The following is a 12,161-nucleotide window of genomic DNA, read 5'->3' on the forward strand; positions in this document are numbered from 1 at the left end:
GTCAGACGTCCTCCCGCCCCGCTGCCTCCTCCGCCGCCCTCGACACGCTCTCGTCGCGCACCCGGCAGAACTCGCCCGCCGGGTCGCCCCGGTAACGCCACGGCAGCGCGCCCACATAGCCGTCCACCAGGCGGAACTGCTCCGCCGACGCCGCCCAGCGGCCCTGGAGGTTCAGGAAGTAGCCCAGCAGGTGCCGGACCTCCGGCAGACGCGGGTGATCCGGGTCGGCGGCAGCCGCGTCCGCGAGGGCCGCGTCGACCGCCGCGTACATCTCCGGCGTACGGTCCACGTCCGTCGAGTCCGACTCGTCGTGCTCGAAGTGTGCGATCAGCGGGAAGATCTTCATGAGGCTGCCCGGAGGGGCCTCCGTTGCCGCCTTGACCGTGAACGCCTTCGCCAGCTCCTCCGAGCCGCACCACTTGCCGCACCAGTACTGGAGCGCCGAGAAGTGTGCCTCGTAGTGGTGCGGGGCCCGGACCGTGATCTCCTTCCAGATACGGTGCATCTCCTCGTGCGGGTAGCCGAGGCCGATCGCCGTCCAGATCTCGCCCACGTACGGGGACGGGTCACCCGGCACGGCCAGCTCGGCCGCCCGCGCGTGCTCGTGCCGGGTGCGGCCGAGGGTGCGGTGGAAGCCCTCGAACTGCTCGCGCGATGTGTGCTTGGCGCGCTGCGAGCCACGGACCTTCCACCCCAGGAACACCGAACTGCGGGCCCGCAGCAGCGCCGCCCCCGGGTCGTCCGGACGTGCTGTCTCCCAGGCCGTCAGCCAGGCGTCCTCCTCGGCGGCCACGTCGGCCAGCCGCTCGATGTGGCGCGTGCGCAGCTCCCAGTCGCGGGCCGCCGCCGTCTCGTCGAACAGGGCCGCCACGGGCTTCCAGTCGCCCGCCCGCGCGGCGGCGATGGCCACCGTGACCGCGGGCGCGTCCGGCAGCGCCAGCTTCGTGTGCTGCCGCTCCGGCGGCAGCAGCCCCAGCGCGGCGGACTGCTCGGCCCGCCGCTGCGCCTCCTGCTCGGCCTCCTCGGCCTCGGGGTCGTAGTCCGAGCCTTCGCGCCAGCCCTCGATCAGGCCGCCGATGATCACCTTCAGGAAGTAGATGCCGACGGCCAGGACCAGCAGCACGATGGGGGTCAGAACGACCCAGAGGAGGATTTTCACGGGGATGCCTCTTGGTGGGGGTGATGTGCGGGGTTAGGCGGCCAGCAGTGTGCGCAGCGGCGCCGTGTCCGGGCGGTCGTCCACCGCCGCGTCCAGCGCGGTCGGCAGCTCCTCGTCGTACCCGGGCGCCAGGCGCAGCTGCGCCGGGGCCGACCAGGACAGCTCCCAGCGGGCCCGGCCCCTGGCCGCCAGTTCGACGAGGGCCAGCCGGGACAGGCCCCGGCTCAGAACGGGCCGGGCGAACTCGCGGGCCGCGCGGCCGGTCGCCGCCGCGGCCTCCTCCGACTTGGGCAGCCGGTCCGCGATCTCCCAGCCGACGCCCATGTCCAGCGCGTTGAGCAGGGACACGAGCGAGGGCTCGGAGCCTGTCACCTCGGCGATGGCGCGGCGCAGCGGCTCGGTCTCCCGCGCTGCCGTCGCGGCCATCGACTCGTGGACCAGCTCCGCCCAGTCCACGCGGCGCAGCCCGAGCGCCTCCGGGGTGAGCGAGGCGTTCTCGACGGCCACCAGGGCCGTGTGCGTGTCCGCGAGGAGGGCCAGCGCCGGGCCGGTCGCCTCCTCGCGCCGCCCGTCGTCGGGCAGCGACTCCAGGCGGGCGACGCGTTCCGCGATCGCCGGGTGGGAGTCGTACGGCGACGTGGGTTCCGTCGGCAGGTCCTGCCGCATCTCCTGCAGCTCGTGCTCCCGCCCGGCCAGCAGGTGGCGGAAGCCGCCGAGCACCTCGCCCGGCAGCGGCAGCAGTCCCACGCCGACGCCGATCGTGGCGTAGCACCGCATGTAGAAGTCGTGAGCCGAGGCCAGCGCCGGGATCTCGCGCAGTGCCGAGGCCGTGGCGTCCCGGCCCGCGATGCGCGCGGCGGCCAGGTCGGCGGCCAGCTCCTGGCGGCGGGAGGAGGACAGGGTGGCGCGCAGGTAGAAGTGGCCGTAGGCCCGGTAGACCTTGGCCATCATCCGGTACGTGAAGCCCGCGCCGGTCGTGTCGACCTCCTTGGCCTCCTTGCCCTTGGCCATCCGCTTGTCGTTCTTCTTCTCCTGCTGGGCCCGCTCCTTGTCGGCCTTCTTGCCGGCCCGCTCCTCGAAGTCCGCGATGGTGCGGGCGACCTGGACACGGCCGCGGACGGTGATCGCGGACAGGCGGGTGTCGGAGTTGCCGTAGTGGCCCATCTCGTGGGCGAGCACCGAGCGGAGCTGGGCCTCGGTCAGGCCGGTCATCAGCGGCAGGCCGAGGTAGAGGCGGCGGGTGCCGCCGAGCAGGCCTAGGAGGCGGGCGTCCTCGCTGACCGCGGCGTTCATGTCGGCGGTGAGGCGGATCTCGTCCGGGGCGCGGGTGCCGACCTGGTCCGCGAGGTCGCGGACCGTTCGCCAGAGGCGGGGTTCCTGCTGCTCGGTGACCGGCACGCCCTGCGGGCTGTCGTCCTTCGGCGTGCGGAGCATGAGCATGCCGCGGACGACGGGGACGGCCAGGACGGCGGCGACGATGTAGAGCTTCAGCGCCAGGCTGGCGGGCGCCCAGGTGTGGGCGGCCCAGCCCATGGCGCCGAGGACGGCGAGCAGGACGAGGCCGAGCAGGTAGAAGCCGGCGAGCAGCACGAGCGCGCGGGCGGCGCGGAGCGAGGCGCCCATTGGGCAGAGTCCCCCCAGGGAAACGGAACGGGTGTCCGAAAATGGACATGGCAAAGCTGTGGGGGGAAGCGGAGTATGACTCACCGGTAGGTTCCGTGGCAACCGGGTTTCCCTCGCGGGACCGGCCCCGCACCCCGCGTCTGACCTGGGGCGCGGCGCCGTGCCGGTGAGGGCCGGCGGCTCCCTGCCGCAACCGGGGGCGCTGCCCCGGGGCGCCCCCGTCGCGCCTGAACGGCGCTCGTCCTCGGACGCCGGACGGGCTGAGACTCAGCGCGGCAGTGTCGCCGGGCTGCCGCCGTTGGCCTCGTAGCCCGCCACCGCCAGCGCGCGGTAGACCGCGTACTGCGCGGCCGGGTCCTCCTGCAGGGTCCAGGGCAGCGCCCCGACGTGGCCGTCCACATGGACGATCTGGTCCATCGCCTCCGCCCAGCGGTGGGCGCCGACCAGGAAGTGCAGCAGGAGGTGGCGGACATGGGCGAGCATGGGGTCGTCCGGGGCCGCCGCGTTCACCGCGTACAGCGCGCCCTCCATGGCCGTCGACACGACCTGCGTCTCGTAGAAGCTCTGGACCAGCGTCAGGTCCTCCATGTGCTCCCACACCGCGAACAGCGGCAGCGCCGCCAGCAGCGAGCCCTGCGGGGCGCGGGCCGCCGCCGCGGTCGCGAACCGGTTCGCCTCCTCCCGCGACCCGTGCCACTTCTCGCACCAGTAGTGCAGCGCCGCGAGATGGGCCCCCATGTGCCGGGCGTCCCGGTCGATGACCTTCGCCCAGACCTGGTCGAACTCCTCGTGGCCGTAGCCCAGGCCGCGCGCCACCGCCAGCTGCACGATGTACGGGACCGGGTCGCCGGGGGCCAGCAGTGCCGCCTCGCCGCAGACCTTGCGCGCCTCCTCCAGGATGATGCGGAACTCGTCCGTGCCGACCGCCGCCGACCGCCACGCCTGCTGCACCAGGAACTCCGCGTGCACGGCCGCGCCGCCCGCGTCCTTCGGGGCCTCCGCCCGCCACGCCCGCAGCCACGCGCCTCCGACGCCCGGCTGCTGCGCCAGCTCCAGCGACGCCGCGCCCGCGAACGCCTGCACCCGCTGCCAGCGCAGCTCACCCTCCTTGGGCGTGCCCGCCAGCAGCTGCGACGCGGCCCGCCAGTCCCGGGTGCGCTGCACCACGTCCAGGACGTCGACCAGGTCCTGGTCCGGGCCCGGCATCCGGACGTCGAGGAGCTCCTGGCGTACGAAGCCGTACGCGAGCGGGTCCGCCGCGTCGGGCGTTCCGGGCTCGGCCAGCCGGATACCGCCGCTGCCGCCGCGGCGGCGCCACAGCCAGGGGCCGAGGGCCGCGAAGATCAGACCCAGGGCGAACAGGAACCAGAGAAACTCCACCATGAGGTTCATTGTCCCGGACCCGCCGCGCTTCCCGGCGGCGGACTACCCTCGCAGCATGAGCGACGCGCACACGCACCAGAACTTCGAGACCCGCGCCATCCACGCGGGCAACACCGCCGACCCGCTGACCGGCGCGGTCGTCCCGCCCATCTACCAGGTGTCCACCTACAAGCAGGACGGCGTGGGCGGCCTGCGCGGCGGTTACGAGTACAGCCGGAGCGCCAACCCGACCCGTACCGCGCTGGAGGAGAACCTCGCCGCGCTGGAGGGCGGGCGCCGCGGTCTCGCCTTCGCGTCCGGGCTCGCCGCCGAGGACTGCCTGCTGCGGACCCTGCTGGTGCCCGGCGACCACGTGGTCATCCCGGACGACGCGTACGGCGGCACGTTCCGGCTCTTCGCCAAGGTCGTCCAGCGCTGGGGTGTCGACTTCTCCGTCGCGGACACCTCCGATCCGGCGGCCGTGCGGGCCGCGCTCACGGACCGTACGAAGGCCATCTGGGTCGAGACGCCGTCCAACCCGCTGCTCGGCATCAGCGACATCGCCGCGCTCGCGGACATCGCCCGCACCGCCGGGGTGAAGCTGGTCGTCGACAACACCTTCGCCTCGCCGTACCTCCAGCAGCCGCTGGCCCTCGGCGCGGACGTCGTCGTGCACTCGCTCACCAAGTACATGGGCGGCCACTCCGACGTCGTCGGCGGTGCCCTCGTCGCCGCCGACGAGGCGCTGGGGGAGGAGCTGGCCTACCACCAGAACGCGATGGGCGCGGTCGCCGGGCCCTTCGACTCGTGGATCGTGCTGCGCGGCATCAAGACCCTGGCCGTACGGATGGACCGGCACGGCGAGAACGCGGCGCGGGTCGCGGAGATGCTGACCCAGCACCCGAAGGTCACGCAGGTGCTCTACCCGGGCCTCCCGGAGCACCCGGGCCACGAGATCGCGGCCAAGCAGATGCGCGGCTTCGGCGGCATGGTGTCGTTCCGGGTCGCAGGCGGCGAGGAGGCGGCGGTCGAGGTGTGCAACCGCGCCAAGCTGTTCACGCTCGGTGAGTCGCTGGGCGGTGTCGAGTCGCTGATCGAGCACCCGGGGCGGATGACGCACGCGAGCGTCGTCGGGTCCGCGCTGGAGGTGCCCGCCGACCTCGTACGGCTCTCGGTCGGCATCGAGAACGCCGACGACCTGGTGGAGGACCTGCGCCAGGCCCTCGGCTGATCCCTCAGGCCACCCTGTGCGGCGCCGTCCTTACCGCCGGGCGGCGCCGCGCGTGCGTCCGCCGCGGGTACGTCCGTGGCTTGTGCGTCAGGAGCGCGGCGCCGGCACGTCCGGCTCGGCGTGCGGCGACGGCAGGCCCAACTGTTTGTTCGAAAGAGCGGAGTTGAAGCGGGTCAGCAGTGCGCAGAACGCCTCCCGCTCCGCCTCCGACCAGCCGTCCGTCACCCGCGCCATCAGATCGCGCCGCGAGAGCCGTACCTCCTCCAGGCGGGCCTGGCCGCGCGGGGACAGCTGGAGAACGACCGCGCGGCCGTCCTCCGGGTGCGAGGTCCGCTTCACCAGGCCGGTGTCGACGAGCGGCGCCACCTGCCGGGTCACCGTGGACGAGTCGATGCCCATCCCGGCGGCCAGCGCCTTGACGCCCATCGGGCCTTCCTGGTCGAGCCGGTTGAGCAGCAGATAGGCGGCGCGGTCCATCGAGTTGCGGAGCTGGCCGGTCCCCGCGAGGCGGGTCTGCTCGGCCCGCCGTGCGAAGACGGCCACCTGGTGCTGGAGGGCATCGAGGAGACCGGTGTCGAGATCAGACGTCATGTCCTGGGAAGTGGGCATGGCTGGAGGGCTCTCTCGTGCGGCGGTCGGTTTCGGTGGGGGACAGAGTACGCGCAGACCCCCCGCGGCGTACCCGCGCTGCGGAATCGAGATGAACCGGTTCCCCGATCGGGGCGCCGCTGCGAGTTCCGGGGCTTCCGTCCCCCCGGGGGCCGGCTGCCCGGACGGCGTGGGGGAGCCGGAGAGCGAGCGCTGCCCCGGGCGTGACCGTGGCGGCACGCGGCGGCGCCGTGCGCGGGTCCACCGGGCGCGGTCCCGGTCGGGGCAAGGGGCAGGGCGGGGGAGAAGCCGCCGGACGCGGGCCCGGACTGCGAGACTGGCCGCATGAACTTCCGCACCTCCCGCACCCCCCGCCTCGCTCAGCCCGCCGTCATGCTGGACGACGTCAAGGGGGCCCAGAAGATGCTCGCGGGGGTCGCGCGGACGACGCCGATGGAGGGCAGCCGGTATCTGTCCGGTCTGGTCGGCGGACCGGTGCATCTCAAGTGCGAGAACCTCCAGCGGACCGGGTCGTTCAAGCTGCGCGGCGCGTACGTACGGATCTCCGGGCTGCGGCCGGAGGAGCGGGCGGCCGGGGTGGTCGCCGCGTCGGCCGGCAACCACGCGCAGGGCGTCGCCCTGGCCTCCTCGCTGCTGGGCGTGCGGTCCACCGTCTTCATGCCGGTCGGCGCACCGCTGCCGAAGGTCGCCGCGACGCGCGACTACGGCGCCGAGGTGCGGCTGCACGGTCATGTCGTGGACGAGACGCTGGCCGCCGCGCAGGACTACGCCCGCAGCACGGGCGCGGTGTTCATCCACCCCTTCGACCACCCGGACATCATCGCCGGTCAGGGCACGGTCGGCCTGGAGATCCTGGAGCAGTGCCCGGAGCTGCGGACCCTCGTCGTCGGCATCGGGGGCGGCGGGCTCGCGGCTGGCATCGGCGTCGCGGTGAAGGCGCTCCGGCCGGATGTGCGGATCGTCGGCGTCCAGGCCGAGGCGGCGGCCGCCTACCCGAGGTCGCTGGCGGCCGGGCATCCGGTCGGCGTGGACTGCGGGCCCACGATGGCCGACGGGATCAAGGTGGGCCGCCCCGGCGACGTGCCGTTCTCCCTCGTCCGGGATCTGGTGGACGAGGTGCGGACGGTGTCGGAGGACGCGCTGTCCTCGGCGCTGCTGCTGTGCCTGGAGCGGGCCAAGCTGGTGGTGGAGCCCGCGGGGGCCAGCCCGGTCGCCGCGCTGCTCAGCGAGCCCGAGGCGTTCGAGGGGCCGGTGGTGGCCGTGCTGTCCGGCGGCAACATCGACCCCCTGGTGCTCCAGCGGGTGCTGCGGCACGGCATGGCGGCGGCCGGGCGGTATCTGACGCTGCGGCTGCGCCTGCCGGACCGGCCGGGCGCGCTGGCGAACCTGCTGGGCGTGCTGACGGTGGTGGACGCGAACGTCCTGGACGTGAGCCATGTCCGTACGGACCCGCGGCTCGGCCTGACGGAGGTGGAGGTGGAACTGCACCTGGAGACCAAGGGGCCGGACCACTGCCGGGAGGTCGGGTCGGCGCTTCACGAGGCGGGCTACACGGTCATGAGCTGAGCCCGCCGTGGTGCCGCGTCCGGAGCGGCACACGTCCCTTGTTGATCGCGATATATCGCGATAGCCTGTGGCCTAGCTCATAGGCACAGCTCATTGGAAAAGGTCGTACGCGACCCCCGCAGAGTCACCCACAACGGAGCGGATATGCCAGGCGCCATTCATGCCGAAGGTCTGGTGAAGACCTTCGGCGACGTACGAGCACTGGACGGCGTGGATCTCGACGTCCCCGAAGGCACCGTCCTGGGGCTTCTCGGACCGAACGGTGCCGGGAAGACCACGACCGTGCGCGTCCTCACCACGCTGCTCAAGCCGGACAGCGGCCGTGCCGTCGTCGCCGGTCTCGACGTGCTCAAGCAGCCCAACGAGGTCCGCCGTGCCATCGGTCTGTCCGGCCAGTTCGCCGCCGTCGACGAGTACCTCACCGGCCGCGAGAACCTCCAGATGGTCGGGCAGCTGTATCAGATGTCCGGCAAGGCCGCGAAGGCCCGGGCCGTCGAGCTGCTGGAGCGTTTCCACCTCTCCGACGCAGCCGACCGCCCCGCCAAGACCTACTCCGGCGGAATGCGCCGCCGCCTCGACCTGGCCGCCGCACTGGTCGTGTCGCCGCCCGTGATGTTCATGGACGAGCCCACCACCGGCCTCGACCCCCGCAACCGCCAGGAGCTGTGGGACGTCATCCAGGAACTGGTCGCGGGCGGTACGACCCTGCTCCTGACCACCCAGTACCTGGAGGAGGCCGACCACCTCGCGCACGAGATCTGCGTCGTCGACCACGGCCGGGTCATCGCCCGCGGCACCGCCGACCAGCTGAAGGCCCGCACCGGCGGCGAGCGCGTCGAGGTCGTCGTCCACACCCCCGGCCAGATCGCCACCGGCCGCGAGGTCCTCACCCGCTTCCGGCAGGAGGGAAGCGGCTCCGTCGCCGTCGAGGAGCACACCCGCAAGCTGACCGTCCCGGTCGCCGGCGGTGCCAAGCTGCTCGCGGAGGTGATCCGGGAACTCGACGCCCGGGGCGTCGAGATCGACGACATCGGGCTGCGCCGCCCCACCCTCGACGACGTGTTCATCTCCCTCACCGGCCACGCCGCCGAGTCCCCGCCCGAGAACGGTGAGGGCGGGGGCACCGCCGCCGCCCCGTCCCGTACCAGCGCTTCGAGCAGCAAGGAGACCGTCCAGTGACCGCCGTCACCGACACCGAACGGATCGCGGCGCCCCGGCCGCGCGGCGGGATCGTCCAGTCGGTCAACGACTCCCTGGTGGTGGCCCGCCGGAACCTGATCCGGATGCTCCGGATCCCGGAGATCGTGATCTTCGGCCTGGTCCAGCCGATCATGTTCGTGGTGCTGTTCAGCTATGTGTTCGGCGGCTCCATGAACATCGGCGGGACCACCGACCCAGACGTCTACCGCAACTTCCTCATGGCCGGCATCTTCGCCCAGACGGTCACCTTCGCCACCGCCGGAGCCGGCGCGGGCATCGCGGACGACATGCACAAGGGGCTCATCGACCGGTTCCGGTCGCTGCCCATGGCCCGGGGCGCGGTGCTCACCGGCCGGACCATCGCGGACCTCGTCCAGACCACGCTGACCCTGGTCGTGCTCACCGGTGTCGCGCTGCTGGTCGGCTGGCGGATCGAGAACGGCGTCCTGAAGGCGCTCGGCGCCTACGCGCTGCTGCTGCTCCTGGGCTATGCCTTCTCGTGGATCGGCGCGCTGATCGGCCTGACCGTACGGACCCCGGAGGCGGCCACCTCCGGCGGGCTGATCTGGCTGTTCCCGGTCACCTTCGTCTCGAACGCCTTCGTGGACCCCGGCCAGATGACCCCCTGGCTGCGGCACGTCGCGGAGTGGAACCCGTTCAGCACGACGGTCCAGGCCTCCCGCGAGCTGTTCGGCAACCCCGGTGTCACCCAGTCCGACGCCTGGCCGATGCAGCACCCGGTATGGGCCTCGATCCTGTGGTCGCTGGTGATCGTCACGGTGTTCCGCACACTGGCGGTGCGGAAGTACCGTTCGGCCGCGTCGTAGGCACGCCCCTTCGCGGGCCCGAGGGCCTGCACGCCGAAGGGCCGGCCCCCGTTTCCGGGAGCCGGCCCTCCGTGTCGTGCGCGGCGGGGCGTCAGCGCTGCCACGGCCTCAGGCCGGGCACGGTGTCAGCCCTGGTACGGCTTCACGTCCAGGATCTTCACGGACGCCATCTTGCCGTTCGGCAGCTCGTACCCGGCGTCCTCGCCCACCTTCTTGCCGTTCACGCCTCCGCCGAGCGGGGACTGCGGCGAGTACGTGTCGATGTCCGAGCTGGCGTACTCGCGGGAGGCCAGGAGGAAGGTCAGTGTGTCGTCCTCGTCGCCGTCGAAGGCGATCGTCACGACCATGCCGGGGGCGACCACACCCTCCGTCGACGGAGCCTCGCCCACCTTCGCGTGCTCCAGGAGCTGAGTCAGCTGGCGCACGCGGAGCTCCATCTTGCCCTGTTCTTCCTTGGCCGCGTGGTACCCGCCGTTCTCGCGCAGGTCGCCCTCCTCGCGCGCCGCCGCGATCTTGGCAGAGATCTCGGTTCGCGCGGGACCAGACAGGTACTCCAGCTCGGCCTTGAGCTGGTTGTACGCCTCCTGGGTGAGCCAGGTGACGTTCTCGCTGGTCTGGGTCACAGGTGCTCCTCGTCGGTGCTGGGAATACAAGCAAACGCCCTACCAGTAAGGATGCAGCCTTCCCGGGAGGGCGAAACCACGAGCCTAACAATTGCGGGCTCAAAGAGGGAGGAGGAATCTCACGGAATCTGATACTCCGCAGGTCAGCACGGGTGTCAAGCCCCCCGAACGGGCGGCTCGACAGGCGTCGGCGGCCACTGGACCACAGGTCCGCGGGCCCGCGTCCGGCCCCGGGCTCAGTCGGCCTCGCACCCGAGCAGTTCGGCGGCGGTGGCCCGCTCCGTGGTACGGACGCTGACGACCCGGTCCACCCGGGTCTCCGGCTCGTCGAAGCGGAACTCCTTGCGGCCCACCTCCGCGCCGCTCTCGGCCAGCGCACGGACGGTGCAGTACCCGCGTGCGCCGTCGTGCTTGCGCACCTCCAGATGGACGTCCACCCGGTCCGCGGCCAGATCGAACTTGATCACCTCGGCACTGATCCGCTGCCCGCCGACGTAGTCGTAACCGAACCAGCCGACCATGGCGACCAGCCCCACGCCCAGCACAGCACCGACGGTCTTCAGGCCGCGGTCCGAGCGCTCACCTGCCGCACGGCCGTACCGGCCCTCGGGGAGCTTCTCGCCCGCGACGCTCATGATCGTTCCTCTCGGCCCTTATTCGGAATAGTCAACCCGCCGATTCCGTCACTATAGAAGCCGAGCCATGCGACCAATCACTGAGGATCCAGCTTTGACTGAGCAGCTGCGACTGATGGCAGTCCACGCCCACCCCGACGACGAGTCGAGCAAGGGTGCGGCCACGATGGCCAAGTACGTGTCGGAGGGGGTGGACGTGCTCGTCGTGACGTGCACGGGCGGCGAGCGGGGCTCCATCCTCAACCCGAAGCTCCAGGGCGACGCGTACATCGAGGAGAACATCCACGAGGTGCGCCGCAAGGAGATGGACGAGGCGCGGGAGATCCTGGGGGTCCGGCAGGAGTGGCTGGGCTTCGTGGACTCCGGGCTTCCGGAGGGCGACCCGCTGCCGCCGCTGCCCCAGGGGTGCTTCGCCCTGGAGGACGTGGACAAGGCGGCCGGCCGCCTCGTGAAGTCCATCCGCGCGTTCCGGCCCCAGGTGATCACCACGTACGACGAGAACGGCGGGTACCCCCACCCCGACCACATCATGACCCACAGGATCACGATGGTGGCCTTCGAGGGCGCGACCGACCCGGAGAAGTACCCGGAGTCCGAGTTCGGCCCGGTCTGGCAGCCGCTGAAGGTCTACTACAACCAGGGCTTCAACCGGCCCCGCACCGAGGCCCTGCACCAGGCTCTCCTGGACCGGGACATGGAGTCGCCGTACGGGGACTGGCTCAAGCGCTGGGACGAGTTCGAGCGCAAGGAGCGCACGCTCACCACGCACGTCCCGTGCGCCGACTTCTTCGAGACCCGGGACCGGGCCCTGATCGCGCACCGTACCCAGATCGACCCGGACGGCGGGTGGTTCCGGGTGCCGATGGAGATCCAGAGGGAGGTCTGGCCGACGGAGGAGTACGAGCTGGCGAAGTCCCTCGTCGACACCGCCCTCCCCGAGGACGACCTCTTCGCGGGCATCCGCGACAATGCCTGACATGAGCGCACACCAGGCACTGATCCAGCTCGTCCCCCTGGCCGAGGAGCTGGACGAGAACAAGGTGACGCCCGGCGTCCTGGGCTTCGTCGTCTTCGCCGTCATGGCCTTGGCCGTGTGGGCACTGATGAAGTCGATGAACCGGCACATGAACAAGGTCGACTTCGAGGAGGCCCCGACCGAGGCCGCCGTCGGCGCCGCCGGGGAGCCCGCCGCCCGGAAGTGACCCGACGGGGCGGCGACGCGCCCCCACCGGGCATGCCGCCGCCTCGTCGCCCGACCCGGCGTGCGGGGCGTGCGGTTCCCCGCCGTGCAGGGCGAGGACGTGCTTCGCGCCGCCGGCCCCGGCC

At 72.1% G+C, this 12,161-nt stretch carries 12 protein-coding genes; 6 read left to right on the forward strand and 6 right to left on the reverse strand.

Annotation, left to right across the window (positions count from 1 at the left end; genetic code table 11):
• Position 1 precedes the first annotated feature (1 nt).
• From I3F58_RS20130 to I3F58_RS20140, 3 genes are all read right to left on the reverse strand, one after another.
• Positions 2-1,159: a hypothetical protein gene (locus I3F58_RS20130; protein WP_240110045.1), complete on the reverse strand. Its 1,158-nt coding sequence runs from the start codon at positions 1,157-1,159 to the stop codon at positions 2-4.
• Positions 1,160-1,192: 33 nt separating this feature from the next.
• On the reverse strand, positions 1,193-2,782 hold the full coding sequence (locus I3F58_RS20135) for a M48 family metalloprotease (protein WP_240110046.1): 1,590 nt from the start codon (positions 2,780-2,782) through the stop codon (positions 1,193-1,195).
• A 267-nt stretch (positions 2,783-3,049) separates the two neighbouring features.
• Entirely contained in the window at positions 3,050-4,162 is a 1,113-nt protein-coding gene (locus I3F58_RS20140) for a hypothetical protein (RefSeq protein WP_240110057.1), read from the reverse strand.
• Positions 4,163-4,220: 58 nt separating this feature from the next.
• On the opposite strand from I3F58_RS20140, the gene I3F58_RS20145 reads away from it, so the two are divergent.
• Complete coding sequence (locus I3F58_RS20145) at positions 4,221-5,375, forward strand: cystathionine gamma-synthase (protein WP_240110047.1); 1,155 nt, start codon at positions 4,221-4,223, stop codon at positions 5,373-5,375.
• A gap of 87 nt (positions 5,376-5,462) precedes the next feature.
• On the opposite strand, the gene I3F58_RS20150 is transcribed toward I3F58_RS20145, so the two are convergent.
• Complete coding sequence (locus I3F58_RS20150; protein ID WP_240110048.1) at positions 5,463-5,984, reverse strand: MarR family winged helix-turn-helix transcriptional regulator; 522 nt, start codon at positions 5,982-5,984, stop codon at positions 5,463-5,465.
• A gap of 324 nt (positions 5,985-6,308) precedes the next feature.
• Here I3F58_RS20150 and ilvA point away from each other — a divergent pair, with 324 nt between their 5' ends.
• The 3 genes from ilvA to I3F58_RS20165 all read left to right on the forward strand — a co-directional run bounded on the left by ilvA (position 6,309) and on the right by I3F58_RS20165 (position 9,577).
• Entirely contained in the window at positions 6,309-7,550 is a 1,242-nt protein-coding gene (gene ilvA / locus I3F58_RS20155) for a threonine ammonia-lyase (RefSeq protein ID WP_240110049.1), read from the forward strand.
• Between the two features lie 144 nt (positions 7,551-7,694).
• A complete protein-coding gene (locus I3F58_RS20160) occupies positions 7,695-8,729 on the forward strand; it encodes an ATP-binding cassette domain-containing protein (RefSeq protein WP_240110050.1) in 1,035 nt (344 codons plus the stop codon).
• Positions 8,726-9,577, forward strand: a complete 852-nt coding sequence (locus I3F58_RS20165; RefSeq protein WP_240110051.1) for an ABC transporter permease — start codon at positions 8,726-8,728, stop codon at positions 9,575-9,577. Before I3F58_RS20160 ends, I3F58_RS20165 begins: the two co-directional genes overlap by 4 nt.
• A gap of 125 nt (positions 9,578-9,702) precedes the next feature.
• Here the strand turns inward: I3F58_RS20165 and greA are convergent, their stop codons facing one another.
• Together greA and I3F58_RS20175 are read right to left on the reverse strand one after the other, a co-directional pair.
• Positions 9,703-10,200, reverse strand: coding sequence for a transcription elongation factor GreA (greA, locus tag I3F58_RS20170; RefSeq protein ID WP_240110052.1), 498 nt, complete (start codon positions 10,198-10,200; stop codon positions 9,703-9,705).
• Positions 10,201-10,436: 236 nt separating this feature from the next.
• Positions 10,437-10,835 (reverse strand): DUF4307 domain-containing protein, encoded by a 399-nt coding sequence (locus I3F58_RS20175; protein WP_240110053.1) that lies wholly within the window; start codon positions 10,833-10,835, stop codon positions 10,437-10,439.
• A 94-nt stretch (positions 10,836-10,929) separates the two neighbouring features.
• Here I3F58_RS20175 and mca point away from each other — a divergent pair, with 94 nt between their 5' ends.
• Together mca and I3F58_RS20185 are read left to right on the forward strand one after the other, a co-directional pair.
• Positions 10,930-11,811, forward strand: coding sequence for a mycothiol conjugate amidase Mca (gene mca / locus I3F58_RS20180; protein WP_240110054.1), 882 nt, complete (start codon positions 10,930-10,932; stop codon positions 11,809-11,811).
• Entirely contained in the window at positions 11,804-12,037 is a 234-nt protein-coding gene (locus I3F58_RS20185) for a hypothetical protein (RefSeq protein WP_240110055.1), read from the forward strand. The genes mca and I3F58_RS20185 overlap by 8 nt, the downstream gene beginning before the upstream one ends.
• Positions 12,038-12,161 lie beyond the last annotated feature (124 nt).

The sequence above is a fragment of the Streptomyces sp. MUM 203J genome (assembly GCF_022414595.1).
Taxonomy (GTDB): Bacteria; Actinomycetota; Actinomycetes; order Streptomycetales; family Streptomycetaceae; genus Streptomyces.

Excerpts from the sequence above, each read along its gene's own strand:
- I3F58_RS20135 (WP_240110046.1), bottom strand. The coding sequence starts at position 2,782 with ATGGGCGCCTCGCTCCGCGCCGCCCGCGCGCTCGTGCTGCTCGCCGGC.
- I3F58_RS20145 (WP_240110047.1), top strand. The coding sequence starts at position 4,221 with ATGAGCGACGCGCACACGCACCAGAACTTCGAGACCCGCGCCATCCAC.
- I3F58_RS20150 (WP_240110048.1), bottom strand. The coding sequence starts at position 5,984 with ATGCCCACTTCCCAGGACATGACGTCTGATCTCGACACCGGTCTCCTC.
- ilvA (WP_240110049.1), top strand. The coding sequence starts at position 6,309 with ATGAACTTCCGCACCTCCCGCACCCCCCGCCTCGCTCAGCCCGCCGTC.
- I3F58_RS20160 (WP_240110050.1), top strand. The coding sequence starts at position 7,695 with ATGCCAGGCGCCATTCATGCCGAAGGTCTGGTGAAGACCTTCGGCGAC.
- I3F58_RS20175 (WP_240110053.1), bottom strand. The coding sequence starts at position 10,835 with ATGAGCGTCGCGGGCGAGAAGCTCCCCGAGGGCCGGTACGGCCGTGCG.
- I3F58_RS20185 (WP_240110055.1), top strand. The coding sequence starts at position 11,804 with ATGCCTGACATGAGCGCACACCAGGCACTGATCCAGCTCGTCCCCCTG.